The following is a 24,227-nucleotide window of genomic DNA, read 5'->3' as shown; positions in this document are numbered from 1 at the left end:
TTGGCCCCATGCTGGACCGCCAAATCCCTCCACCCCGTGCTGGTTCAACATGTCTCCGACATCGACCAGCTTTGCAGCGGGCTATGCCGAGAGTTCGGTCAATAAGATCGCCGACGACACCGGCGTCTCGATCAAGACCCTCTATCGCCACTTCGAGACCAAGGACGAATTGTTTAGCGCCGTGATGCAGGCCGCCTGCGCGCCTCCCGCCAGGGCGGATGCGAAGGTGAACTGGCGGAGCCGCGCTGGCACTCCGAGCTCCCCGAGACGGTCCTGGCCATGGCGGGGGAGGAGTACCCTCGCCACGTGCTTTCCGACGAGCAATTGGCGATCTACCGGGTGGTGACTCGCGATGCGCATCGCTTTCCGGAACTGGGCGAGCGGTATCGGCGCGAGGTCATGGTCGCGGTGCCACCACGTTCGTCCACTACTTTGAGCGCTAGGCACCCGCCTTCGGATGGTCGATGCGCGATCGCTACGGCGCGGCGGCGGCGTTTGGCGGACTTCTGAAGGCGAGGTTCTTCGACGACGCTGTCCTAGGCGCGCACCGGCCGAGCCACGAGGAGATCGCCTTGCGCGCGAAGGCCGCAGCCGCCTGCATGCTGGCCCTGCTCCAGAGCAACCTCTTCTAGGCGTCCAAGACGATTTTAGATTTCGGTGCGGCTGAGAGTCGATAGCGAGGTCACCACGCTGAGGAGCGAACCTAGGAGGGGCGGAGGCCGAGATGACACGCGAGGAACTCCACGCGCAGGTCTGGTCGCAGCCAATGCGCACGTTGGCGAAAACGATGGGGATCTCGGACGTCGCTCTGGCTAAGCGATGCAGGGCAGCCAACGTGCCTGTGCCGCCGAGGGGCTGGTGGGCGCGGAAGGAAGCTGGACAGCCGGCCAACGTGGAACCGCTCCCGCCGCTGCCGTTCGCCATGGCCAACTATTTCCCGGCTGTTGACCAGCAGGCGGCTGCAGACGCGCCGCCATCGGATACGGAGCCGGAGCTGCCTGGTCTGCCGATCTTCCGTGACCTGGCGACGGTGAAGCAGGAGATCCAGGCGGCCGTCAGGGTGATCAAGGTCCCCGCGGTCCTGACAAATCCCCACCCGATCGTGGCGCGGCTTCTGAGGCAGGACGCCGAGCGGAAACCCAGCCCGTCCGTCAGCGCATACTTCGCCGACCGCCATGGACCGAAGTTCGCCAGGCCAATCCAGCAGCGCCGGCTTCGCATCCTGTCTTGCATCCTGACGGAGTTGGAACGACTGGGATGCAAGGCCAGCGGCAGCACTCATGCTGGCGAACGGTTCAGCATCAGCATCGGCGGTGCCTGGACCTACATCCTTTTCGGGATCGAAGGCGGCGCATCCGAAAGCTACTTCCACAGGGACGGCCGCAGGTTCAAACGACCTGACATCGAGCGGCTTCGGTTCGATCTGGTCGAGCATGACGACCGCATACCGCCCAAGCGCATCTGGCGGGAGGACGATGCACCCCTCGAACGACAGGCCACGGACATCGTCCTGGGCCTGCTCTTCCAGGCGGAGGACGACACCCGCAAGTGGGCCCTGATGCGGCACCAGTGGGATCTCGAGGACAGGGCGCGCAGGGCTAGGGAGGCCAAGCTTGCGGCGGAGAAAGCCGAAGCCGAGCGCATCGCGCGAGATGAAGCGGCCGCCGCAGCGCGTATCGCCTCGCTGATAGACGGGGCCGAGGACTTAGAGCGTGCGGCGCGTATCAGGCGATATGTGGACGCCGTTCGCGCTGCGAACGCATCCAGGCCCGAGTCCGTGTCCGACGAGGCGCTGGAGAGATGGACGAGATGGGCGCTGGCGGAGGCCGACACCATCGACCCGGTGGTCTCGGGGCGCTTCCTATCGGACCTGGAACCGTAGTTGAAAGGGCGGCGCCGGACGCGCCTGCGCGCACGGCTGCCCGAACGGTCGCCACCTTGCCATCTTGCGCGCTATAATGCGCTCATGAGCGAACGGGAATCCGATGCCCTGGGCTGGGTGCTGCAGCAGCGCGCGGAACGCCAGGAGATCAGCAGCCACGAAAGCTATGCGATCGGGGCGAGACCCGAGCGTCCGCTGCCCGCCGCTGGTGGCATCACCCTGAAATCCTCGGACAATGTCCTTGGCCAGCGTGGACTCGAGTTCGACGTCCGGCCAGTCGTCCTGGGCCAAGTCGAGGTCTGCGTACGGCTCACCACGCAGGCGCCAGACGCCGGTCGGCCGCACAGCAAGCGCGCATTTCTGCACGCTTCTCCAACGGCGATGCGCGAGCTGGCCTGGCAGTTGCTCGATGCCGCGGACCGGGCCGAGCAGCTCAAGCCGAAGCCGAAACCCGTCCGCTAGTCGGCGTCCTCGGGCTTCTCCGGGGGCGGCCTCCGCTCGGCAATCAGATCGTGCAGCGACTCCGGTTTCAGGTGCGTGTAGCGGCGCAGCATCTTCCAGTCCTTGTGGCCAGTCACGAGCGCGGCCTGCTGGATCTCCAGCCGGGCCTCGAACAGGCGGCTGGTGCCTTCATGCCGAAGGTCATGGAAGTGCAGGTCGACGATCCCGAGAATGCCGCAGGCCTTGGTGAACGCGGTTCCGGCGGACTTGTGATTATGCGGGAAGATGCGGTCGTCTTCGTTGCTGCGGATCGCGCGCTGCTCTTCGATCAGTTCGACGGCGTTGAAACCGGAGATGTCGAGCAGCGGGATGCGCTGGTGGTTGCCCTTCTTTTCCCTCGGGTCCTTGCGGTCCCGGATCAGCAGCATCTTGGTGCGGGGATTGTAGTCGTCCCAGCTTACCCGGAAGATCTCTTCCTGGCGCATGGCCGTCGCGATGGCGAAGCGCATGACCCGGCTCATGGGGATGCACGGGCGCCTGAGGCCGTCGAAGTGCTTGAAGAGCCTCTGAAGCTCTTCCTCCGTCGGACGCCGGTCGCGCTCGTTGCTCTTGCCGACGAGGCCCAGGCGCTTCAGCGCGATGCGCGCCAGGTCGACCTGCTCCATGCTGACGGGGAGCCCGTGGACCGCCGCCGAATGGGAGATCACCAGCCTGATCGCGCCGATATCCATGCTCACCGTCACGGGACCGGCTCCCTGGGCGGCGCGATCACGTCCGAACCTGATCAGGCGTTCGCGATCCATGTCGATGACCGGCCGCTTGCCGAGCTCACGCTTGAGCATTGCGAGGGTGGCGCACTTGGAACGGCCGGGCGCCTTGCCGACCTCCTTCATGTCCGCGATGTGCAGATCGATCAGCTGTCCGAAGGTCTTCATCCCCTTCACGCGCGTGGAGGTGGGGGCGACGCCCTGGTCGATCTGGCGCTCGGCTTCGAGCGCCCAGGTCCGCGCGTCTTCTTTGCGCTTGAAGGTCTCGCTTATATACCGGCGCTTGCGTCGGACGACGGCGCGCCAGGAACCGGACGGAAGCCTCACGAACGCGGCCAATTTCGTGTCCTCTATGTGTACAGTGAGGTGTCGAACGGTGGCGAAAAACGTCGTATCGCGTCGCAAAATCGAGTGTACACGCCGCGATCTAACTCTTTGAGACTACAAGAAAAGTGCAACAATTTCAAGCGCATAGATTGTCCGTCGCGCCGATGATGGACTGGACCGACCGGAACTGCCGGGCGTTCCATCGGGCCCTGACGCGCCGGACGCTGCTCTATACGGAGATGGTCACGACCGGCGCGGTGCTGCACGGCGACCGGGACAGGCTGCTGGGCTTCGACGCGGTCGAGCACCCGGTGGCGCTGCAACTGGGCGGGTCGGACCCCGCCGATCTCGCGGCCTCGGCCCGCATCGGCGAGGATCTCGGCTATGACGAGATCAACCTCAATGTCGGCTGCCCGTCCGACAGGGTGCAGAGCGGCCGTTTCGGCGCCTGCCTGATGCGCGAGCCCGAGCTGGTGGCCGACTGCATGGCGGCGATGAAGGCGGCGGTATCCGTGCCGGTGACCGTAAAATGCCGCATCGGCGTCGACGACCAGGACCCGGAGGAGAGCCTGTTCAGGCTGGTCGAGCTCTCCGCGGCCGCCGGCGTGGAGACCTTTGTCGTCCATGCCCGCAAGGCCTGGCTGAAGGGCCTGTCGCCGAAGGAGAACCGCGACATACCGCCGCTGGACTATCCGCTGGTCTACCGGCTGAAACAGGCGCGGCCGGACCTGACCATCGTCATCAACGGCGGGATCGCCTCGCTCGACGAGGCGCTGGCGCATCTGGATCATGTCGACGGGGTGATGCTCGGCCGCGCTGCCTATCACGAGCCGGGACTTCTGGGCGCGGCGGACGCGCGGATCTTCGGCGAGGGTGGGGCGGTCGATCCGTTCGAGGCCGTGGAGCGCTATCGGCCCTACATCGCGGCCCGGCTGGCGCAAGGCTATCACCTGGCCGGCATGACCCGGCACATGCTCGGCCTGTTCCACGGCCGCCCCGGCGCGCGGAGCTGGCGGCGGATCCTGACGGTCGAGGGTTCGAAGCCCGGCGCCGGGCTGGAAGCGATCGACGCGGCGCTGGCCGCGGTGTCACAGGCGGCCGAGCGGAGAGTCGCCTAGGGGACATGTACCGCAGGTACGTGTCCCCCAATCGAGCGCATGGGCTTAGGGGACACGTACCTGCGGTACATGTCCCCGATCACCACATCGCGTCCCCACTCCCCAGCTTCACGCTCGGCAGCGCCCATCGCGTCGGGGTCGCCGCCATCCGCACGGGTGGCCGCAGGAACGTCACCGGACCCCAGCCGCCGTCCTCATGGATCGACCAGGCCGCCAGTTCGTCGCTGGAAAAGGCCCGCGCTTCCGGGTCGCGCAGACCGAGGCCGCGTACCCACATCGCCGTCCGCGTCAGGCTGACCCGTACACGCCAGCTGCCGCCTTCGGTCGCCCGTCGTCGCAGGGCCACCATCGCGCCGAACGCCGCCAGGTAGCCCGTCGTGTAGTCGTTGACCGCCGCCGGCAGCAGGGCGGGGTCGCACCCTGCGCCCTGCACCTGCGCCATGCCGCTGACGGTCTGCGCCAGCTGCTCCCAGCCGGGGCGGGTCGCCCAGTCGCCGTCGTGGCCGTAGCAGTTGATAGAGACGTGGATCAGGCCCGGTCTCAAGGCCGCCAGCGCCTCCGCCCCGAACCCCAGCCGCTCCAGCGCGCCGCTGCGGTAGCCCTGCGAGAAGATGTCGGCCTCGCCGACGAGCGTGTTCAACCGATCACGTCCCTCCGCCGTCTTGAGGTCGAGGAAGGCGCAGCGCTTGCCGTGGCCGGTGTCGGAGACGAAGGGCTCGAAGCTCGGCAGGTTCGGCCCGGAGATGTGCAGCACGTCCGCGCCGTAGCCGGCGAGCGCGCGGGCGCAGGCGGGGCCGGCCAGCACGCGGGTCAGGTCGAGAACCCTGACGCCTGACAGCGGCGCCTCTCCGCCATCGGGGAGGGAAACAGGAGGCCCATCGCCGATGCGGGTCACCTCGACCACGGACGTGGCGGCCAGCAGCCGGCCCTGGGCCGTGGCGTCCCACTCGCCCGGCGTGCGGACCATGGCGAGGCACAGGCCGGCGTTGGCGGCGGCGTCCTCCAGATCGGGCGCGGTCCAGCGGGCGAGGGCGGCGCGGACAGCGGCCGGGGTGTCCTCGCAGCCGAGCATCGCCAGGTGTCCGACGCTCTCGTCGAAGCTGGGGTGGACATAGACCCAGCGACCGTCGCCGGTCTGGAGGAAGCCATTCGCCGCGGTCGCGGGCATCGCCCGGACCGGCGCCCGCGCCGGATCCTCGAACCGCTGGAACAGAAAACTGACCAGGCTGGCGGCGGCTTCGCGGGTGTGAGCCGAGACCGCCTGGGTCTGCCCGGTGCGGGCCTGCCACAAACCCGCGGCTTCGGCCGCCCCGGCCGCCAGCGCCGCCGCGGCGGCGTCCTCGCCGAAGAACGGCGTCGCAAGCGCGGGGGCCCGTGTCTCGATGCCGGCAAGAGGCCAGGCCTCGACGCCCGCGATGGCCGCGAGCTCGAACAGGGCCTTCACGGCGGGGTGGGAAGGATCGGAGCGTTGCATCGGCCCATAGAAGGCCGCTCCGCGCCCCGGCTCAAGACCTAGGGCTTGAGGATCAGCGCGGTGCGAGTCGCTTCGAACGAGCTCAGGCGGCCGAGATAGCTCATGCCGAGCAGCGAGGCGTTGAGACCCTTCTCGATGACCAGGGCGTCGACGTTCTCGACCCGGGCTCCGGCGACCGAGACGGCGGCCAGCTTCACGGACGCGGCGCGGGTCCTGCCGTCCGCGGTGATCACGTCATAGGCGTAGTTCAGGTGGGCGGTGTCGATGCCCAGGCGCCGGGCGTCCTCCAGCGTCAGCGACACGGCGGTGGCGCCGGTGTCGACAAGGAAGCGCACGGCCTTGCCGTCGACCTTCGCCTCGGCCCAGTAGTGACCGTCGGCCGCCTTGCGGATCGAGGCCGACCGGGCGGCTGGCGCGGCGCCGGCGGCGGTCTGGACAGCCTGGTCGGCGCGCGCCGCGGCGCTGAACTGCGCGGGGTCCATGCTCACGACGGCGCGCGCGGCGCCAACGGCCGACAATGCGCCAATCGCGGCGATCGCCACGAACCTGATCATCTCAAGACACCCCGCCATATTGGCTTCATCGAGGGCGTTTTTCGCCCCTTCGCCGAGCACCCTAGCGGGCCGGGGTTTGCAATCCGTGAAGGCGGGGAGGGGGCATGTACCGCAGGTACGTGTCCCCCAATCGAGCTGCCGCTTTAGGGGACACGTACTTTCGGTGCATATCCCCGTCGCTAAGCCAGTCCCAGCTTCTCCGGCCGGATCAGGGACCGGCGTCCGGGCAGTTCGACCATCAGCCGGTCGCGGGCGTCCTCGTCGAGGCGCGCCCAGCCGGCGATTTCCATCAGGGTGCGCTGGCACCCGAGGCACAGGCCGCTCTCTGCATCCACGATACAGACCTTCACGCAGGGCGTGGCGATGGCTTTGGGCGGGGTCTCGGGCAGGCTCATGCGGCGGCGGGGTCCGGGATGGCGTAGGCGACGGTGGCCTTGGCGGCGAGCTTGTCGCGACCTTCGGTCCACAGGGATATGTCGCAGGTGGCGATCCGCCGGCCAAGCCGCAACAGTTCCGCCTCGGCATAGAGCACGCCGGGCTTGCAGGGCCGCAGGAAGTGGATGGTCAGCGACGTGGTCACCGCCATCGCCACCTCGCCGATGTGGGCCAGCACCAGGGCGTAGGCCGCCGTATCGGCGAGACTCATCAGGGTCGGGCCCGACACCACCCCGCCGGGGCGCAGGTTCCGGCTGGCCGTGGGCAGGGTCAGCATGACCCGTCCGGGGGAGACGGACGTCACCCGCGCCATCTGGTCCGGGTCGGCCTCGGGGAAGGCGCGCTGGAGAAAGGCGTTCAGCGCGGCGGCGTCCATGCGCAGCTGGATCTTGCCGGTAACGGGTTCCTGGATCATCGCCACAGCATCGCCGTCGCGGGCTTGTGATACAAGGCGCCTTGATTGATGCAAAGTTGACATGTTTTGGACATCTTTATTGCACGGTAGAAATTCATGAACCTTATGTAATGAATTGAATCTGTCTGGTAATTAATTTGCGAATACACGGGAGTCGAAACATCATCTGCCTGCATCCAATCAGGGAGATGGAGCTTTCCCATGCGAATCCTCACGATCGCCGCCGTGGTCCTTGCGACCGCCGCCGGTACCGGCGCCGCCTTCGCCGCTGACGCCCGTCTGAGTGACGGCCAGTTCGTCCAGGTCGCCCGCTGCCGCGGTCTGGCCGCCGGCGACGACGCCGCGAAGTTCGACGCGCTCTACAAGGCCCAGAAGCGCGGTCGCGCCGACTTCGTCATCGACAAGGCCGACGCGGCCCGGTCCGACGGGGCCCGGCTTGTCCGGACCGACGCTTCGGCCGCCGCCGCGGCCCTGGCCGCTGACTGCAACAAGTTCGGAGCCTGACGCCGCAAAGCCCCAGGACGTCAGTCTCCGGGACCCGGGCGCTCCGTCTCCCCCGACGGAGCGCCCACCGTCTCCCGAACCCGGATCGCGCCGCCCGCGCGCGGCCGATCGCCTTTCCAGTTGAGCATGCTGGATTGCCTTGGCGCCCCGTTCTCGTGGACGGGGCGTTCTTTTGTATTGGCGGTCGATCAGTGGGACAGTGAGTCTTCGAGACCGGAGGCCGCCATGCTCCTCGCCCTGTTCGTCCTGTTGCTGACCGCCGCCGATCCCGCGCCGCCGGCCCGGGATCCGTCGTCCTGGCCGGCCGACCCGACGCGCCCTGTCGTCATCAGCGACAAGGACTGGATCCGCCGCCCGACCGACGCCCAGCTGGCCGAAGCCTGGCCCGCCGAGGCAAAAAGGGCCGGCGTGGACGGGCGGGCCGTGCTGAACTGCGAGGTCGCCTATGACGGCGCGATGGAGGACTGCAAGGTGTTCGTCGAAACGCCGGCCGGGAAGGGCTTCGGCGCCGCGGCCCTCAGCCTCAGCAGTCGTTTCCAGCTCAGCCCGATGGTCGACGGCCAGTCGACCACCGGCGGCCGCATGCTGGTGCCGGTGCGGTTCAGGGCGCCCGAGCCGACGGAATAGTCTGTAGGAGGCGGCATGTTCACCGGGGAAGGAGCGCTATTCTAGTTGCCCAACCGCAGGTTTAGAGCTTCTGTCCGGTACTCGGAGGAGGCCCGGCATGCTGATTTCCATTCTTGCCGCAGCGCTCATCATGGCGTTGCCCCCGGCCGTCACCAACCCGGAATGGCTGCGCCGGCCCACGCCGGACGAGGTGCAGAGTCGCTATCCTTCGAAGGCATCGAAAGACTGGGTGGAAGGGAAGGTTGTTCTGCAATGTGTGGTGCTGGTGACGGGCAAGTTGGACAGATGTACGGTTCTGTCTGAGGCGCCGGTAGACTACGACTTTGCCGGTGGAGCCCTGAGCCTGTCGCGCTTGATTGAGATGCGTCCGGGTACGGTCGACGGCGTCGCCGAGGAAAGTCTCGTCAACATCCCGATCGAGTTCCGTTTGCCTATTACCAACATGCAACGGCCCGATATGGCCGGGACGATGCGGTGCTACGGAATGATTTCGGCTCATGCCCGCAAGCTACCGAAGGACAAGCTTCTGAAGGGCGCTCTGGCGGAAGTGGTGCGCCGGGTAAAATTGCTCGCAATGTTCACCCCCTGGACACCCGACGACCTCCAAGCTCGACTGGTCATCGCCGAAGCCGACGGCGCTCGAGCATGGCAGGACGGCTTCAACGACGATCACTGCCTTCTGGTATTCTCGCCCTGAGCTTCTGCCCAAACCAGCGTCGGGGCTCGATCTTTACGTTGACGCTAGCGTCATCTTTCCAAACAACTGTTCGAGCCCTATAGTCGCCCGCGACGCGCAACGGCCCCTTGAGAGGCCGACTCCGGAGCCGCCTATGAATCTCGAATTCTCCCCCGAAGACCTCGCCTTCCGTGACGAGGTCCGCGCCTTCATCGCGCAGAACTATCCCGAGAACCTGCGCGGAAAACAGGACGAGGGAGACGACCTGACCAAGGACGACTTCCTGTCCTGGCACAAGATTCTGGCCAAGAAGGGCTGGGTCGCGCCGTCGTGGCCGAAAGAGTGGGGCGGCTGCGGCTGGACCTCGACCCAGAAGTACATCTTCTCCGAGGAAACGGCCCGGGCCGACGCCATCGCCATCCTGCCGTTCGGCGTCGCGATGGTCGCGCCGGTGATCTACACCTTCGGCACCCAGGCCCAGAAGGAACGCTTCCTGCCCAAGATTTACAACGGCGAGGAGTGGTGGTGTCAGGGTTACAGCGAACCGGGCTCGGGTTCGGACCTGGCGTCCCTGAAGACCAAGGCCGAGCGCATCACCGGCGACGACGGCAAGGAATACTATCTGGTCAACGGCCAGAAGACCTGGACCACGCTGGCCCAGCACGCCGACTGGGGCTTCTTCCTGGTCCGCACCGATCCGACCGCCAAGATCCAGTCGGGCATCAGCTTCCTGCTGATCGACATGAAGACTCCGGGCATCGAGGTGCGCCGCATCACGACCCTGGAAGGCGGCCATGAGGTCAACGAGGTCTGGCTCGAGAACGTCAAGGTGCCGGTCGAGAACCGCGTCTACGAAGAGAACCAGGGCTGGACCTGCGCCAAGTTCCTGCTCGCCCACGAGCGCTCCGGCATCGCCGGCGTCGCCCGCTCCAAGCGCGGCGTCGAGAAGATCCGCGAGATGGCCTCGGTCGAGCTGGGCGATGACGGCAAGCCGCTGATCCAGGACTCGGATTTCAAGCGCAAGGTCGCCGAGCTTGAGATCGACCTGACGGCGCTGGAGTTCACCGAACTGCGCACCCTCGCCAGCGAAAGCGCCGGCAAGGGCCCCGGTCCGGAATCCAGCCTGCTCAAGATCAAGGGCACCGAAATCCAGCAGCGCCTGACCGAGCTCGCCCTGGAGGCCTCCGGCCCCTACGGCGCGCCGTACCTGCGGGACATGGGCGACAACAGCAAGATCGGCCCCGACTACGCGGTCGGTCGCGCCGGCGCCTACTTCAACACCCGCAAGACCTCGATCTACGGTGGATCCAACGAGATCCAGCGCAACATCATCGCCAAGATGGTGCTGGGCCTCTAGGCCTCGCCCCCAATCAGAACACGTCAGGGACGCCCCATGGATTTCAATTTCACCGAAGAACAGTCCATGCTGCGCGACACGGTCGCCAGCTTCCTCCAGGACAAGTACGACTTCGACAAGCGTCGCAAGATGATCACCTCGGACGCCGGTCGTGACCCCGCGATCTGGGAAGCCTTCGCCAACGAGCTGGGCATCCTCGGCGCGCCGTTCTCGGAAGAGCTGGGCGGCCTCGGCGGCGGCGCCATCGAGAACATGATCGTCATGGAAGAGTTCGGCAAAGCCCTGGTGGTCGAGCCCTATCTCGGCACCGTGGTCATCGGCGGCGGCTTCCTGAAGCACTCGGGCTACGCCGGCGCGGCCGACATCATCGGCGGCATCATCGAGGGCAAGGTGATCATCGCTTTCGCCTATGCCGAGCCGCAGGGCCGCTACACCTGGTCGGACCTCAAGACCACGGCCAAGAAGGACGGCTCCGGCTATGTCCTGAACGGCCACAAGGCGGTCGTCATCGGCGCCCCCTGGGCCACCCACCTGATCGTCACCGCCCGCACCTCGGGCGGCCAGCGCGACGAAGCCGGCGTCTCGGTGTTCATCGTCGACAAGAACGCCAAGGGCGTGGTCACCCGTGACTACCCCACGGTCGACGGCCAGCGCGCCTCGGAAGTGTTCTTCGAGAACGTTTCGGTCGGCGCCGACGCGCTGATCGGCGTCGAAGGCGCGGGCCTGCCGCTGGTGGAAAAGGTGCTCGACGAAGCCACCGCCGCCAGCTGCGCCGAAGCGGTCGGCGCCATGCGCCAGCTGCACACGGGCACGCTCGAGTACGCCAAGCAGCGCAAGCAGTTCGGCGTGGCGATCGCCAGCTTCCAGGTGCTGCAGCACCGCATGGTCGACATGTTCATGAACGTCGAGCAGTCGGTGTCGATGACCTACATGGCCACCATCAAGCTCAGCGACGACGCGGAGCGGGCCAAGGCCGTCAGCGCCGCCAAGGTGCAGATCGGCAAGGCCTGCAAGTTCGTCGGCCAGAACGCCATCCAGATCCACGGCGGCATGGGCATGACCGACGAACTGGCCATCGGCCACTACTTCAAGCGCGCGACGATGATCGAAGGCCTGTACGGCTCGGTCGACCATCACCTGCGCCGCTATGAGGGCCTGAGCTTCGGCAAGGCGGCGTAAGGCCGCTTCAGCCACCGGCTGGACAATCAAGGGGCGGGTGTCGAAAGGCGCCCGCCCTTTTGTTTTTCGACGCCGCCGTCAATTGGAGAACGCTGATTCACCAATCAGCAATCGCTCCCGCGTCTGATGTCCTCGCGCCCACATTCGATTGGCGCGGCGGTCCGTTGCTCCCATGGTCGATCAGCCCAACACGCCGAGGCCTGAACCGGTTCTGCTGGAGCGCGAGTCGCGCACGGCGACCCTGACCCGCACCATGACGCTGATCGCCACCGGCGGTTCGCTACCGGTGATCCTCGACGCCATCGCCCGCTGCGTCGAGGCGGAGGACCCCAGCATCCTCTGCAGCATCCTGCTGCTGGACGAGAGCGGCCGCCATCTGGTCAGCGGGGCGGGGCCCAGCCTGCCCGACTTCTACAACGCGGCGATCGACGGCATCGAAATCGGCCCCTATGTCGGCTCCTGCGGCACGGCGGCCTTTACCAATTGCAGCACGATTGTTTCGGACATCCAGACCGATCCGTTGTGGCGCGACTTCAAGGATCTGGCGCGCGAGGCGGGTCTGGCGTCCTGCTGGTCCGAACCGATCCGGGACCGCGATGGCAGGGTGCTGGGCACCTTCGCCATGTATCATCGCGAGATCTGCGTTCCCGGCGAGGACGATTTCCGCTCCATCGAGGCCGCCGCCCACCTGGCGGCCATCGCCATCGAGCGAAAGAAATCCGAAGAAGCGCTGGCGGAGAGCGAGGCGCGCCATCGGCTGTTCGCCGACAATGCCACCGATCTGATCATGCTGAGCGATCGCGGCGGACGGTTGACCTACATCTCGCCGTCGGTTGCGCGGGTTACCGGCTTTCTGCCGGAGATGCTCGTCGGGCGGATGATCCGCGACCTCGTCCATGCCGAAGACTGGCCGGCGATGCAGGCCATCGGCGACCAGCTATACGCCGGCGAGATTGTCGGCGACGCACCGCGGGTCGAATACCGCGCCCGCCACAAGGACGGCCGCTGGCTCTGGTTTGAGACACGCACGACCCTGATCCATGATCCGTTGACGGGCGAGGCGACCGGGCACCTCGATGTCGCCCGTGACGTCACGGCGCGGAAGGCGCTCGAGGCGGAACTGCGGGAACGGACCCGCGAGGCCGAGGCGGCCACGGAGGCCAAGTCCCACTTCCTCGCCAACATGAGCCATGAAATCCGCACGCCGCTGACGGCGATCCTCGGGTTTTCCGGCGTACTGAGCCAGATGTCCGGATTGCCGGCGGAAGCGGCCGTTCACCTGCAGAGGATCACGACCGCCGGAGAAGCGCTGCTCGCCGTGGTCAACGACGTCCTCGACTTTTCGCGACTGGAAGCCGGCCAGCTGGACCTGGATCCGCGTCCCCTGGACCCGGCCGCCGCTGTACGGGAAACGGTTGATCTGGTGGCGACCCAGGCGGCGGCGAAACAGCTGTGGCTGGAGGTCGAGACCGATGGAGCGCTGCCCGAAGCCGTCAACGTCGACGGCGCCCGGCTGCGCCAGGTTCTGCTCAACCTGCTCGGAAATGCGGTGAAGTTCACCTCGTCGGGCGGGGTGCGCGTCACCGTCGGCCATTCGGAGGATCATGGCGGTCTGCTCAGGATTGCGGTCGAGGACACCGGACCGGGCGTCCCGCCCGACCGGCTGGACCGGCTGTTCCAGCGGTTCTCGCAGGTCGACGGCTCGATCAGCCGGCAGCACGGCGGGTCGGGACTGGGCCTGGCGATCTGCCTGGGGCTGACCGACCTCATGGGCGGCCAGATTGGCGTCGAGAGCGTCGAGGGCGAGGGATCGCGGTTCTGGTTCACGGTCGCGGCGCCGCCTGCGGCGGCCGAGGTTGCGTCGCAGGGCGTGGCGCCGGAGCCAGACTCCATGAGGCCGTCGCGTCTGTTGCTCGTCGACGATGTGGCCATCAATCGCCAGCTGGTGCTCACCATCCTGGGCGCCTTTGGTCATGACATCACCGAGGCAGGCGGCGGCGCGGAAGCCGTCGAACTGGCGGGTCAGACGCCGTTCGACCTTATCCTGATGGATGTGCAGATGCCGGGCATGGATGGCCTGACCGCCACCCGCGCAATCCGGGGTGGCGACGGTCCCAACCAGGCCACGCCCATCATCGCCTTCAGCGCCAATGTCCTGGCCGACCAGCTGGCGGCCTGCCGTGCCGCCGGTATGAACGACCACATCGCCAAGCCGATCAACCTGGCCGATCTGGTTGCGAAGGTCGGGGCGTGGACGGCAGGTGTCGGACCACTGGCGGACGATGACGGTGCGGAGTCGCGCCGGCTTCAGGCGCTGTAGACAGCCTCGGCGATCGTCGCGACCGCCGCCTCGATCCGGGCCCAGCCGGCCTCATCGAGCGCCAAGCCCGCGAACGGTCGCCCCTGTCCCCGCCGCAAGGCAAGGTGCTGGATCGCCGCGATCAGAATGGCGTTCAGGGCCGGGGCGTCGACGCCTTCGGGCCGCGGCAGGCCCGCCATGCGCTGGCCCATCCATTGCTGCATCGTGGCTGACCGGACGCCCTCCAGTTTCCGGAGCAGCGGTGAGTCCTCCGCCAGCTCCCAGGTGATCAGGCCGCGCAGCGTGGCATCGCCGTCGAGGGCCTCGCCGTAGGCGCGGGCCAGCTGGGCTATGGCCGCCCCGTAGCTGTCGCCGGATGACGGCGGGGCGGCGTCGCCGAGGGTCCAGCGAACTTCGGCGCCCAGCCGTTCGACAATGCCCTCGATCCCGCCGAAGTAGCGATAGACCAGCTTGCGGTCGACGCCGGCCGCCTCGGCCACCGCCAGCACGTTGAGCGCGGCGAAGCCCTTTTGCGCCAGCAGCCCCGCCGTCGCCTCGACGATGGCGCGCTCGGTCGCCGCGCGGTCTCGCGGGGCAGGGGATCCGTCCGGGCGGCTCATGGCGACTCACTCAATTTGACAATGTCTCACATATGGGACATATCCAGTTGTCACACAACTGGGACATATAGACATGAGCACCCTCAATGCCGCCTCCGCCCGCCGTATGGCCGGCGCCGCCATGGCCGTCTTTCCGCTCGCGGCGTCGGTTCCCTACGTCCTGCTGATCGACCGGTTCGGCTATGACGACATCCTGCGCGAGCCGCCGCTGGTGGTGCTGAGGGCCTTTCAGGCCGGTGGGCCGGAACTGGTGCTGATCTGGCTGGCCTTCGCGCTCTGCGCCGCCAGCTTTCTGTGGGTCGCCGGCTGGACGGCGGAGGCCGTGAAGGCACAGGGCGGTCGATGGCCGCTGTGGGCGACATTGGCCGGCGCGGGTTCGGCTCTTGTCCAGGCCATCGGACTGCTGCGCTGGCCGTTCGCTGTTCCGGGGCTGGCGACAACGGCGCTCGATCCGGCTGCCGATCCCGCCGCGCGGTCGGCGGCCGTGGTGGTGTTCGAGACGCTGAACCAGTTCGCCGGCGTGGCGCTCGGCGAGCACCTCGGCCAGACACTGCTGGCGGCCTGGACGTTCGCCCTGGCCTTGGCCGTGTTGCGGGGGCGGCTGGCGCCGGCGCTGTTCGGCTGGGCCGGGCTGGGCCTGGTTCCGCTGTGGATCCTCGGTCAGAGCGAGCTGCTGGCGACGGTGATCCCGGGCTTCCCGGTGGTTGAGGTGACGCCCTACGCCTTCATGGGCTGGCAAGTCTGGCTGCTCGGGCTGGGCCTGTGGTGGCTGATCCGGCCGAAAAGCGCGACGTAGCGAGAAATTATTTCTGCGCCATCTGGTTGTAAAAACGAGATAATAGCAGATCGTCAGTCCACGGAATTGATCCGAACCCGGATTAATCCTCTTGCGTCATGCGATTCGACGGGCGCAGCCTGATCCTCGACGCGCTGACGACCACGAGGGAGCTCAGAAGGAACCCGCCCTGAAGGCCGCTCCGCGTCTCTTTTGGCTAACGGCTCAAGGAGACGCCGACATGACGATTTCGAAGATGGACCACGCAATGTTGTCCTTCGGCCTTCTCGGAGGATTGCTGGTGCCGAGATCCCGCACCGCCGCTGAACGGATGCCGGCTCCCAAGCCGGGCAAGTCCAGCCGCCGCAAGTAGGCGTCAGCCGCCGAGGGCTTCGCGCTTCTCTTCGAGGTGCAGCCATTCGTCCTCGGCGGCGGCCAAGGTCGCGCGGGCCGTCTGGCCGGCCTTCATGATCCGGTCGAAGCCGGCCGGGTCGCGGCTGTAGAGGGTCGGATCGGCGAGTTGGGCCTCCAGCTTCGCGATCTCGCCCGGCAGCTTGTGGATCAGGGCGTTGAGCTCCTCGAGCCGGCGCTGGTCCTTGTAGGACAGCTTGGCGGCCGGCTTGCGCGCCTCGGCGCGGGCCGAGAGGGCCTTCGGCGCCGCCGACAACGGTTTGCTGTCGAAGAAGCCGGGGTTCTGCTCCATGAAATCGGTCCAGCCGCCGGGCGTCTCGACGACCTCGCCGCGACCGTTCAGGGCGATGGTCGAGGTGGCGAGGCGGTCGATGAAGTCGCGGTCGTGGCTGACCAGGATCAGCGTGCCGTCGAAGTCGGCCAGCAGGTCCTCAAGCAGGTCCAGCGTCTCCATGTCGAGGTCGTTCGTCGGTTCGTCGAGCACCAGCAGGTTGGCCGGGCGGGCCAGCGCCTTGGCCAGCAGCAGGCGGTTACGCTCGCCGCCCGACAGGCTGGAGACCGGCTGGCGCAGCTGCTTGTCCTGGAACAGGAACTCCTTGGCGTAGCCGGCGACGTGGCGCGGGACCCCGCGGACCAGGATCTGGTCGCCGCCCCCGTCCGTGAGCACGTCCCAGAGGGTCTGGCCCTCCTTCAGCTCGCCCCGGGCCTGGTCGATGTAGGCGATCTGCAGGCCGGTCCCGAGCTTGATCTCGCCGGCGTCGGCCGGCAGGTCGCCGAGCAGCAGCTTGACCAAGGTGGTCTTGCCCGCGCCGTTGGGGCCGACGATGGCCACCCGGTCGCCGCGCTGGATGCGGGTCGAGAAGTCCTTGACGATGACCCGGTCGCCGAACGCCTTCGACAGGCCCTTGGCCTCGGCGACCCGCTTGCCGGAGGTGTCGCCGGCGGCGAGGCCCATGGTCATCTGGCCGCGGGATTCCCGCAGGATGGTGGCCTTCTGCTGGCGCATGTCCATAAGGCGGCGGCGGCGGCCCTCGTTGCGGGCGCGCCGGCCGGTGACGCCGCGCTCGAGCCAGTGCTGCTCGCGCTCCAGCGCCTTGTTCAGACGTCGAAACTCGTCGGCCTCGGTCTGGAGGATCTGTTCGGACCACTCGTCGAAAGCGGCGAAGCCCTTATCGAGGCGGCGAACCTTGCGGCTCTCCAGCCAGAAACAGCGGCGGGTGACGCGGCCGAGGAAGGCCCGGTCGTGGCTGATGATCAGCGCCGCGCAGCGCATCTGCCCCAGTCGCTCTTCCAGCGTCTGGATGGCGAAGATGTCCATGTGGTTGGTCGGCTCGTCGAGGAGGAGCACATCCGGCTGCTCGGCGAAGCCGCGGGACAGGGCCGCGCGGCGGATTTCGCCGCCGGAGAGGCCTTGCGTGCCCTTGGCCGGGTCGAGGCCGAAGGCCATCAGCTCGGCCTCTGCCTCGTGTTGCGCCGCCCCGCCGGCGGTGGCGTAGTCCAGCAGGGTCGCGCCCGTGATCACCGGTTCCTGCGGCACGAAGACCATGCGGGCGCCCGGGCTGGCGAAACGGTCGCCGGCGTCCGGCTGGATCTGGCCCGCCAGCATGCGCAGCAGCGTCGACTTGCCCGCTCCGTTGCGGCCGACCAGCGAGGCGCGGACGCCCGGCTCGAGCGCCAGATCCACGCCGTCGAACAGCATCGTCGCGCCGTCGGCGAGACGTACGTCCTTGAGGGCGAGGATGGGAGCGGCCATGAGGCGGGTCTTTTCGGGGCGGGCGTTGGAAGGAGGGCGTCTATCCCCCTAATCACCCTGTCTGGGCAAGAGGGCGCAGGGCCACACGCCGCGCGCGTGAAACATCGGGCCGCATCCGGCGAGACTTGCGCGTTTTGAGTAGTTGCAGGCAACGAGCCCACGAAAACAGTATTTCTGACTGCGCCGCCACGGTTTGGGGGGCGTTCCAATACCTATCCTTAACGCGCGGCTCCCAAGTATCTGGACCAATTCGCACTTTCAGGGGCCGTGCGTGCTGATTTTCGACGACCATCTTGATCTGGGCGCCGCGCTTTCGTTGCGCACGCGGTCGACCGCGCTCCGGCTGGGCCTGATGGCGGCGATCGCGGTGATGCTGTGGTCGCTGTCCGGCTGGGTCTGGGCGCCGTTGTGGTGGTTCGCCTACGCCGCCCTGCAAGTCGCGCTGGTGCGGTTGCCGTCACGCGCGGACCAGCGGCCGGATGGCCGGCTCTATCTGTTGTCGACCCTCGCCTACGCCGTCGCCGGCTATCCCGCCTGGCATATGTGGCGTCATGCGGGCGACCTGGGGATCGCGGCCGCGACCATGTTCCTCTGCGGGATGCTGGTTCAGCTTGTGGTGTCGTCCCTGGGCGCGCGACGGCTGTTCTGGATGAGCGCGGCGCCGCTGATCGCCTATCTGGTGCTGATCCCGCCGCTCGCGATGGGCGCGGATCATCTGGCGGAGGGTCTGGCCGTGGCGACGTGCGCCGTAATGCTGGTCGGCTACATGGGCATCCTGTGGGTCGGCCAGCAGAAGGCGCTGGACTCCGTCCACACCGCGCGTCGCGAGGCGCTGACGGCGCAGCGGGAAGCCGAGGCGGCCAGCCAGGCCAAGACCGACTTCCTGGCGACGATGAGCCACGAACTGCGGACGCCGATGAACGCCGTGCTCGGCGCCGCCGACCTGCTCGGCCGGACCGAGCTGACCGAGGAGCAGCGCGGGCACGTCGCGATGTTGAGCGACGGCGGATCGATCCTGATGCATGTCCTCAACGACGTGCTCGATCTGGCCAAGATCGAGGCGGGCAAACTCGATATCGATCCCGCCAACGCCGATGTGCACGACTTCGTCCGTCGCTGCGCGGCGCTGTGGGCGCCGAGGGCGCAGGACAAGGGGCTGCGGTTCGAGAAGGTCATCGCGCCGGGCACGCCGCAGTTCGTCATCATCGACCCGACCCGCATCGGTCAGATCATCTTCAATCTCATCTCAAACGCCCTGAAGTTCACCGAGTCCGGGCTCGTCCGGCTGACGCTGGCCGTGGAGGAAATCCGGCCGGGCGAGGCCGAGCTGGTGTTCAGCATCTCCGATACCGGCATCGGCATGTCGGCCGAGGCCCAGAGCCGGCTGTTCAACGCCTTCGAACAGGCTGACGGATCGACCAGCCGGCGGTTCGGCGGCACGGGTCTGGGCCTGTCGATCAGCCAGAAGCTGGCGCAGATGATGGGCGGCGTGATCACCGCTGAATCCGTCGAGGGGGAGGGATCCACCTTCACCCTGCGACTGCCCTGTCAGCTTGGCGAGGTCATCGAGCCGATCGACGCCGGCGCCGTCTCGGAGCTCGAAGGCGAGGGCGGATCAGCGCGCATTCTGGTCGCCGAGGACAACCCCTCGAACCAGCGGGTCATCGAACTGTTCCTGCGTCCCATCGGAGCCCGGGTGACCCTGGTCAGCGATGGCCAGCAGGCGCTCGACGCCCTTGCTATCGAGCCGTTCGACCTGGTGCTGATGGACATGCAGATGCCTGTGATGGACGGCCTTGAGGCCACGCGCCGGCTTCGCGCCAGCGGCGGGGTCAACGCGGGGATCCCGGTGCTCGCGCTGACGGCCAATGTCATGGAAAGCCACCGCAAGGCCTGCGCGGAGGCCGGCATGACCGGTCATATCGCCAAGCCGATCGACGCGCGCCTGTTGCTGACGTCCGTGATCAACGCCTTTGATCAGGGGGCCGCGGCCCCGGCCGCCGATGACGCCCGGCGGGCTCAGGGCTCGTAGGGCTCGTCGCTCTTGTCGAGATCCAGGTCCCAGGCGGCGTACTGCAACGCATCCTCGGGCTCGTTCAGATCGTTCTCGTTGAGGGTCTGGCCGCGGATCGAGACGCCGGCCTTGTGGACGCTTTCGGGGTCTCCGGTGATCAGCGGATGCCAGGCGGGCAGGGACTTGCCCTCGTCCAGCCGGCGGTAGGCGCAGCTGGCCGGCATCCACGCCAGTTGCTCGATATTGGCCGGCGTCAGCTTGATGCAGTCCGGGACGTGATCCTTGCGATTTTCGTAGTCGGTGCAGCGGCAGAGCTGTGAATCGAGCAGCTTGCAGTGCACCCGTGTCGGGACCACCTCGCCGGTGTCTTCATCTTCGAAGCGAACAAGGCAGCAAAGTCCGCAGCCGTCGCATAGGCTCTCCCACTCGGCGGGAGTCATCTCGGCGAGAGACTTGATCTCCCAGAAGGGTTTGCGCGGCATAATGCTTGCGTCCTAAACCCCTCTACGCAGTAACCCAAGCGCGACGGCACATCCTTGAGCGACGACTGGTCCATTCCGCCGTACAGTTTCGATCCGCCGCCTGAGCCGCGTCCGGAGCCCGAGCCCGAGCCCGTCGCGCCGCCGCCCCGAAAAAAGCCAAAGACGTCAAAGCCTTCCAGAGCGCCCAAGGCGCCGAAGCCGCCAAAGGCGGCGAAGGCACCCAGGCCGAAACGCTCACTGGTCGCGCCCGGCGCCGGATTCAGCCTGTCGTCGATTTTCGACTGGATGGCCTCTCCCGGCCTTCGCTGGGTGTGGATCACGCTGCTGACGCTGTTCCTGACCGGGATGATCGCTGCGGGCGGCCTGGGGATCTTCGTCTGGCAGAAGTACCTGACCGATGTGCCGCCCTTGCCGCCGCGGGAGGCGCTGTTCGCAGTCAACCGGGCGCCCGGCATCCGCTTCCAGGACGCCAGCGGGGCGCAGATCGCCGTGCGCGGGCCGCGCTATGGCGAGCGAGTCACCCTGGACCAGCTGCCCGCCTATGTGCCGCGCGCCTTCCTGGCCGCCGAGGACCGGCGATTCTACCAGCACGGGGCGCTGGACCTGCAGGGGATTGGTCGCGCCGCCTGGATCAACTGGCGGGCCGGGCGGATCGTGCAGGGCGGCTCGACCATCACCCAGCAGATCTCCAAGGGCCTGTTCCTGACGCCGGACCAGACCGCCAAGCGCAAGCTGCAGGAAGCGGTGATGGCCCGCCGCCTGTTCAAGGTTCTGAGCCGCGACGAGATCCTTGAGCTCTATCTAAACCGCATCTTCTTCGGGGCCAACACCTACGGCATCGACGGCGCGTCCAGGGCCTACTTCGGCCATCCGGCGTCGCAGATGACGATCGCCGAGTCGGCCCTGCTGGCCAGTCTGCCCAAGGCGCCGTCGCGTCTGGCGCTGACCAAGAACATGGCCGGGGCGATGGCGCGTCAGCGGCTGATCCTGGCCAACATGCGCAAGGAACACTGGATCACCGAGGCCGAGTACCAGGCCGCCCTGGACGATACGCCCAGGCTCGCGGCCGGCGCCGTGCAGGACGAGGGCGATCTCGGCTACGTGCTGGACTACGCCACGGTCGAGGCCGTCAAGATCGCCGGGGCCAACGCGCCCGACCTCGTCGTGCGTCTGACCATCGATTCCCGGCTGCAGGCCGCCGCCGGCAAGATCGTCCGCGAGGTGATGCGCACCGACGGCGCCAAGGCCGGCGCGACCCAGGCGGCCATGATCGCCATCGCCAACGACGGGGCCATCCGGGCCATGGTCGGGGGCACTGACTTCGACTCCTCGCCGTTCAACCGGGCCGTCCAGGCGCGGCGCCAGCCCGGTTCGACCTTCAAGCCATTCGTCTACGCCGCCGCGCTCGAGCGGGGGGTGTTGCCGACCGACCAGCGGGTCGACGGACCGGTGAAGTTCGGCGAGTGGGCGCCGGAGAACTATGGCGGCGGCTATTCCGGTCCCGTGACCGTGGCGACCGCTCTGGCCAAGTCGATCAACACCGTCGCGGCCAAGCTGGGTCAGGAAGTCGGCGGGGCGGCCATGGGCGAACTGGCCAGACGCTTCGGTCTGTCAACCATTCCGCCCAATCCGGACCTGTCGATCGCGCTGGGCTCCTACGAGGTCAGCCTGCTGCAGCTGGTCAGCGCCTTCCAGGTGTTCCAGCAGGGCGGTCAGAAGCGCCCGCCCTACATCATCGAGAGCATCACCACCGTGGCCGGGGAGTCGATCTTCACCCACGATCCGGCAACGGTCGGGACCCCGGTCTACGACATCGCCAAGGCCTCGATGATGGTCAACATGATGAAGGGCGTCATCGAGCGCGGCACCGGCACGCGGGCCGCGTTCGGCCGGCCGGCCGCCGGCAAGACCGGCACCAGCCAGAACTGGCGTGACGCGTGGTTCGTCGGCTTCACGCCCGACATGACCGCCGGGGTCTGGATCGGCAACGACAACGACAAGCCGATGAACCATGTCGCCGGCGGCACGCTGCCGGCCGGGATCTGGCGGCGGTTCATGATCATCGCGCATGAGGGCCTGCCCGCGCGCGACTTCGACTGGCTGATGCCCGACCCGATCCCCGAGGAAGAGGCCGATCCGCGCAATCCGTTCTACGGCGATCTGGCCTCAGAGTTCGGTCGGGTCGCGGATTCACTGGAGCCGCCACCGGAACCGGAGGCGCCTGCCGTTCCGCCGGAGCCTGCCAGACCGCAACTGCCAAGCGGCGAGCCGATCCCCTACTAGGGAAATACGGGTGTTCGGCGCGCGTAGCGCTCGGAGTTCTAGGGAAAATGTCCGGGAACATCATGGGCTTGCGATCTTTTCAGCCTGAATTCCCAGCCTTGCCCGCTGGTCCCGTACCTTTGTGGCATGAGCGGAAAACCAGATGGAGCGGCGGGGTTGCTCGCGGGGCTGGCGGAGACGCTGGCCGCGGGATTGCTTGAGGATATCAGGACCCTCGCCGACCTCCCCAGACCCGACACCGACATCGCCCTGGAACGGCGCGTGCGGCTGCGGGGCGTGATCGCCCGCACCGCCCTGTCGATCCACAAGCTGCAGGCCGCGGAAGATAATCCCGGTGGCCCGCACGAAACGGAAGAGGCCGATATGGATGACCAACCCGACGACGCGGACACCATCGAACGCAAGTACGTGGAACTTCAGAAAAGACTCGATCGATACGCTCGCCGCAACGGGCTCGGGGCATGTCCGGACACGGATCCCGCCAGAGGACCTGAACATCGTGGACGCCAACTGGCGGACATGGGCGAACGAAGCCCAGGACCCTCCGCAGATTCCGTGGCGAACCTGGCTTCTGCTCGGCGGCCGGGGGTCGGGGAAGACCTGGGTGGGCGCCGGCTGGCTGGTTGAACAGGCCTATAAAGGCGGACGGTTCGCGCTGGTCGGAACCAGCCTGCACGACGTGCAGGAGGTGATGATCGAGGGGCCCTCGGGCCTGCGCGCCCAGAGCCCGAGAGCGCTGCGTTTTCGCCATGAAAAGTCACGGCGCCGGGTGGTCTGGGGCGAAACGGGCGCCGAGGCGCACATCTTCTCCGCCGAGGACCCCGACAGCCTGCGCGGGCCGCAGTTTCACGGCGCCTGGGCCGATGAGTTCTGCGCCTGGCGGCGGCCGGGCGAGGTGCTGGCCATGCTGCGGTTCGGGCTGCGGCTGGGAGATGATCCCCGGCTGGTAGTGACCACCACGCCCCGGCCGATCCGTGCGCTGCGGATGCTGCGGGCCGAGGCCTCTACGGTCGATACGGTGCTGCCGACGGCGACCAACGCGCACAACCTGTCGCCGGCCTTTATCGAGGGGTTGAACGCGATTTACGGCGGAACGCGGCTGGCGGCGCAGGAACTGGAGGGCCAGATCGTCGACGGCGAGGGCGCCCTCTGGCGGGCCGAGGACCTGGCGCGATGCCGGGGCGCGCGGCCGCCGGACTTCGACCGCGTGGTCGTGGCCGTCGATCCGCCGGCGACGGCGACCGGCGACGCCTGCGGCATCGTCGTGGTCGGACGGCTGGGCGAGCAGGCTTTCGTGCTGGCCGACCGGACGATGAAGGGCCTGTCGCCGATGGGCTGGGCCCGGCGGGCGGTCGAGGCGGCGAGGGATTTCGGCGCGGCGGCGATCGTCGCCGAAGCCAACCAGGGCGGCGAGATGGTCCGCGGCCTGCTGGCCCAGGCCGAGGCGCCGTGCCCGGTCAGGCTCGTCCACGCCCGCTTCAGCAAGCGGGTGCGGGCCGAACCCGTGGCGGCGCTCTATGAGCGGGGCCTGGTGGTCCACTGCGACGCCTTCCCGGCGCTGGAGGAGGAGCTGATGGCGCTGGGCTGCGACGAGGGCGGGGCGAGCCCGGACCGGGCCGATGCGCTGGTCTGGGCGTTGACGGATCTGATGCTTGGCAGGGTGGTGAAGCGGCCGCGGGTGCGGGTGTTGTAACCCCTTCGGGTCCCCCGTTTCTGTGCGGATGTAGATGGGCCCTCTGGCCTTGATGGAATGATGCGCTCCGGGCGGTCGACCTGGTCAAGGACGGCCCTTCGGGCCGCCGCTGCGCGGCCGCGAAGCGGTCCTTGAGCAGGC

The 24,227-nt window shown here is 67.6% G+C and carries 26 protein-coding genes; 18 read left to right on the top strand and 8 right to left on the bottom strand.

Annotation, left to right across the window (positions count from 1 at the left end):
• Positions 1–49: 49 nt before the first annotated feature.
• The 5 genes from ACODSL_RS01620 to ACODSL_RS01600 all read left to right on the top strand — a co-directional run bounded on the left by ACODSL_RS01620 (position 50) and on the right by ACODSL_RS01600 (position 2,344).
• Entirely contained in the window at positions 50–346 is a 297-nt protein-coding gene (locus tag ACODSL_RS01620) for a TetR/AcrR family transcriptional regulator (protein WP_488898879.1), read from the top strand.
• Positions 280–510, top strand: coding sequence for a TetR/AcrR family transcriptional regulator C-terminal domain-containing protein (locus ACODSL_RS01615; protein ID WP_488898878.1), 231 nt, complete (start codon positions 280–282; stop codon positions 508–510). Before ACODSL_RS01620 ends, ACODSL_RS01615 begins: the two co-directional genes overlap by 67 nt.
• Positions 465–632, top strand: coding sequence for a hypothetical protein (locus tag ACODSL_RS01610; RefSeq protein ID WP_488898877.1), 168 nt, complete (start codon positions 465–467; stop codon positions 630–632). Before ACODSL_RS01615 ends, ACODSL_RS01610 begins: the two co-directional genes overlap by 46 nt.
• A 92-nt stretch (positions 633–724) precedes the next feature.
• Positions 725–1,882 carry a hypothetical protein gene (locus tag ACODSL_RS01605; RefSeq protein ID WP_488898876.1) on the top strand — a complete coding sequence of 386 codons (1,158 nt, stop codon included), beginning with the start codon at positions 725–727 and terminating at the stop codon, positions 1,880–1,882.
• 84 nt (positions 1,883–1,966) lie between these two features.
• Positions 1,967–2,344: a hypothetical protein gene (locus ACODSL_RS01600; RefSeq protein WP_488898875.1), complete on the top strand. Its 378-nt coding sequence runs from the start codon at positions 1,967–1,969 to the stop codon at positions 2,342–2,344.
• Here ACODSL_RS01600 and ACODSL_RS01595 read toward each other — a convergent pair.
• Positions 2,341–3,429, bottom strand: a complete 1,089-nt coding sequence (locus ACODSL_RS01595; RefSeq protein ID WP_488898874.1) for a tyrosine-type recombinase/integrase — start codon at positions 3,427–3,429, stop codon at positions 2,341–2,343. The genes ACODSL_RS01600 and ACODSL_RS01595 overlap by 4 nt on opposite strands.
• A gap of 113 nt (positions 3,430–3,542) precedes the next feature.
• On the opposite strand from ACODSL_RS01595, the gene dusA reads away from it, so the two are divergent.
• The gene (dusA, locus tag ACODSL_RS01590; protein WP_488898873.1) at positions 3,543–4,535 is read left to right on the top strand and encodes a tRNA dihydrouridine(20/20a) synthase DusA; all 993 of its coding nucleotides are present in this window, start codon (positions 3,543–3,545) and stop codon (positions 4,533–4,535) included.
• A 79-nt stretch (positions 4,536–4,614) separates the two neighbouring features.
• Here dusA and ACODSL_RS01585 read toward each other — a convergent pair whose 3' ends face one another.
• The 4 genes from ACODSL_RS01585 to ACODSL_RS01570 form a co-directional block, all read right to left on the bottom strand.
• Positions 4,615–6,009, bottom strand: a complete 1,395-nt coding sequence (locus tag ACODSL_RS01585) for a CoA transferase (protein WP_488898872.1) — start codon at positions 6,007–6,009, stop codon at positions 4,615–4,617.
• Between the two features lie 38 nt (positions 6,010–6,047).
• The gene (locus tag ACODSL_RS01580) at positions 6,048–6,563 is read right to left on the bottom strand and encodes a TIGR02281 family clan AA aspartic protease (protein ID WP_488898871.1); all 516 of its coding nucleotides are present in this window, start codon (positions 6,561–6,563) and stop codon (positions 6,048–6,050) included.
• 179 nt (positions 6,564–6,742) lie between these two features.
• Positions 6,743–6,958 carry a DUF1289 domain-containing protein gene (locus ACODSL_RS01575; RefSeq protein ID WP_488898870.1) on the bottom strand — a complete coding sequence of 72 codons (216 nt, stop codon included), beginning with the start codon at positions 6,956–6,958 and terminating at the stop codon, positions 6,743–6,745.
• Positions 6,955–7,413, bottom strand: coding sequence for a PaaI family thioesterase (locus tag ACODSL_RS01570; protein ID WP_488898869.1), 459 nt, complete (start codon positions 7,411–7,413; stop codon positions 6,955–6,957). Before ACODSL_RS01570 ends, ACODSL_RS01575 begins: the two co-directional genes overlap by 4 nt.
• A 201-nt stretch (positions 7,414–7,614) precedes the next feature.
• Here ACODSL_RS01570 and ACODSL_RS01565 point away from each other — a divergent pair, with 201 nt between their 5' ends.
• From ACODSL_RS01565 to ACODSL_RS01540, 6 genes are all read left to right on the top strand, one after another.
• Positions 7,615–7,917 (top strand): hypothetical protein, encoded by a 303-nt coding sequence (locus ACODSL_RS01565; RefSeq protein WP_488898868.1) that lies wholly within the window; start codon positions 7,615–7,617, stop codon positions 7,915–7,917.
• 225 nt (positions 7,918–8,142) lie between these two features.
• Complete coding sequence (locus ACODSL_RS01560) at positions 8,143–8,544, top strand: TonB family protein (RefSeq protein WP_488898867.1); 402 nt, start codon at positions 8,143–8,145, stop codon at positions 8,542–8,544.
• A 97-nt stretch (positions 8,545–8,641) separates the two neighbouring features.
• Positions 8,642–9,241: a TonB family protein gene (locus ACODSL_RS01555; protein ID WP_488898866.1), complete on the top strand. Its 600-nt coding sequence runs from the start codon at positions 8,642–8,644 to the stop codon at positions 9,239–9,241.
• Positions 9,242–9,374: 133 nt separating this feature from the next.
• Positions 9,375–10,577, top strand: coding sequence for an acyl-CoA dehydrogenase family protein (locus ACODSL_RS01550; RefSeq protein ID WP_488898865.1), 1,203 nt, complete (start codon positions 9,375–9,377; stop codon positions 10,575–10,577).
• A gap of 36 nt (positions 10,578–10,613) precedes the next feature.
• Positions 10,614–11,756, top strand: coding sequence for an acyl-CoA dehydrogenase family protein (locus ACODSL_RS01545; RefSeq protein ID WP_488898864.1), 1,143 nt, complete (start codon positions 10,614–10,616; stop codon positions 11,754–11,756).
• A 172-nt stretch (positions 11,757–11,928) separates the two neighbouring features.
• Positions 11,929–14,076, top strand: coding sequence for an ATP-binding protein (locus ACODSL_RS01540; RefSeq protein ID WP_488898863.1), 2,148 nt, complete (start codon positions 11,929–11,931; stop codon positions 14,074–14,076).
• Here the strand turns inward: ACODSL_RS01540 and ACODSL_RS01535 are convergent.
• Positions 14,064–14,675, bottom strand: a complete 612-nt coding sequence (locus ACODSL_RS01535) for a TetR/AcrR family transcriptional regulator (RefSeq protein ID WP_488898862.1) — start codon at positions 14,673–14,675, stop codon at positions 14,064–14,066. The two genes, ACODSL_RS01540 and ACODSL_RS01535, sit on opposite strands and share 13 nt — an antisense overlap.
• A 73-nt stretch (positions 14,676–14,748) precedes the next feature.
• Between ACODSL_RS01535 and ACODSL_RS01530 the strand changes: the two genes are divergently transcribed.
• Together ACODSL_RS01530 and ACODSL_RS01525 are read left to right on the top strand one after the other, a co-directional pair.
• A complete protein-coding gene (locus tag ACODSL_RS01530; RefSeq protein ID WP_488898861.1) occupies positions 14,749–15,471 on the top strand; it encodes a DUF4386 family protein in 723 nt (240 codons plus the stop codon).
• Between the two features lie 220 nt (positions 15,472–15,691).
• On the top strand, positions 15,692–15,823 hold the full coding sequence (locus ACODSL_RS01525) for a hypothetical protein (RefSeq protein WP_488898860.1): 132 nt from the start codon (positions 15,692–15,694) through the stop codon (positions 15,821–15,823).
• 3 nt (positions 15,824–15,826) lie between these two features.
• On the opposite strand, the gene ACODSL_RS01520 is transcribed toward ACODSL_RS01525, so the two are convergent.
• Complete coding sequence (locus ACODSL_RS01520) at positions 15,827–17,614, bottom strand: ABC-F family ATP-binding cassette domain-containing protein (RefSeq protein ID WP_488898859.1); 1,788 nt, start codon at positions 17,612–17,614, stop codon at positions 15,827–15,829.
• A gap of 271 nt (positions 17,615–17,885) precedes the next feature.
• On the opposite strand from ACODSL_RS01520, the gene ACODSL_RS01515 reads away from it, so the two are divergent.
• Complete coding sequence (locus tag ACODSL_RS01515; protein ID WP_488898858.1) at positions 17,886–19,646, top strand: ATP-binding protein; 1,761 nt, start codon at positions 17,886–17,888, stop codon at positions 19,644–19,646.
• Here the strand turns inward: ACODSL_RS01515 and ACODSL_RS01510 are convergent.
• The gene (locus ACODSL_RS01510) at positions 19,634–20,113 is read right to left on the bottom strand and encodes a YcgN family cysteine cluster protein (protein WP_488899718.1); all 480 of its coding nucleotides are present in this window, start codon (positions 20,111–20,113) and stop codon (positions 19,634–19,636) included. The genes ACODSL_RS01515 and ACODSL_RS01510 overlap by 13 nt on opposite strands.
• 51 nt (positions 20,114–20,164) lie before the next feature.
• On the opposite strand from ACODSL_RS01510, the gene pbpC reads away from it, so the two are divergent.
• The 3 genes from pbpC (at position 20,165) to ACODSL_RS01495 (ending at position 24,086) form a co-directional block, all read left to right on the top strand.
• Positions 20,165–22,393, top strand: coding sequence for a multimodular transpeptidase-transglycosylase PbpC (gene pbpC / locus ACODSL_RS01505; RefSeq protein WP_488898857.1), 2,229 nt, complete (start codon positions 20,165–20,167; stop codon positions 22,391–22,393).
• Positions 22,394–22,549: 156 nt separating this feature from the next.
• Positions 22,550–23,020, top strand: coding sequence for a hypothetical protein (locus tag ACODSL_RS01500; protein WP_488898856.1), 471 nt, complete (start codon positions 22,550–22,552; stop codon positions 23,018–23,020).
• Positions 22,998–24,086, top strand: coding sequence for a terminase large subunit domain-containing protein (locus ACODSL_RS01495; protein WP_488898855.1), 1,089 nt, complete (start codon positions 22,998–23,000; stop codon positions 24,084–24,086). Before ACODSL_RS01500 ends, ACODSL_RS01495 begins: the two co-directional genes overlap by 23 nt.
• Positions 24,087–24,227: the final 141 nt, after the last annotated feature.

The sequence above is a fragment of the Caulobacter sp. FG121 genome (assembly GCF_057809815.1).
The sequence above is the reverse complement of the archived record's forward strand: the minus strand, read 5'-3'. Positions and strand labels throughout refer to the sequence as shown.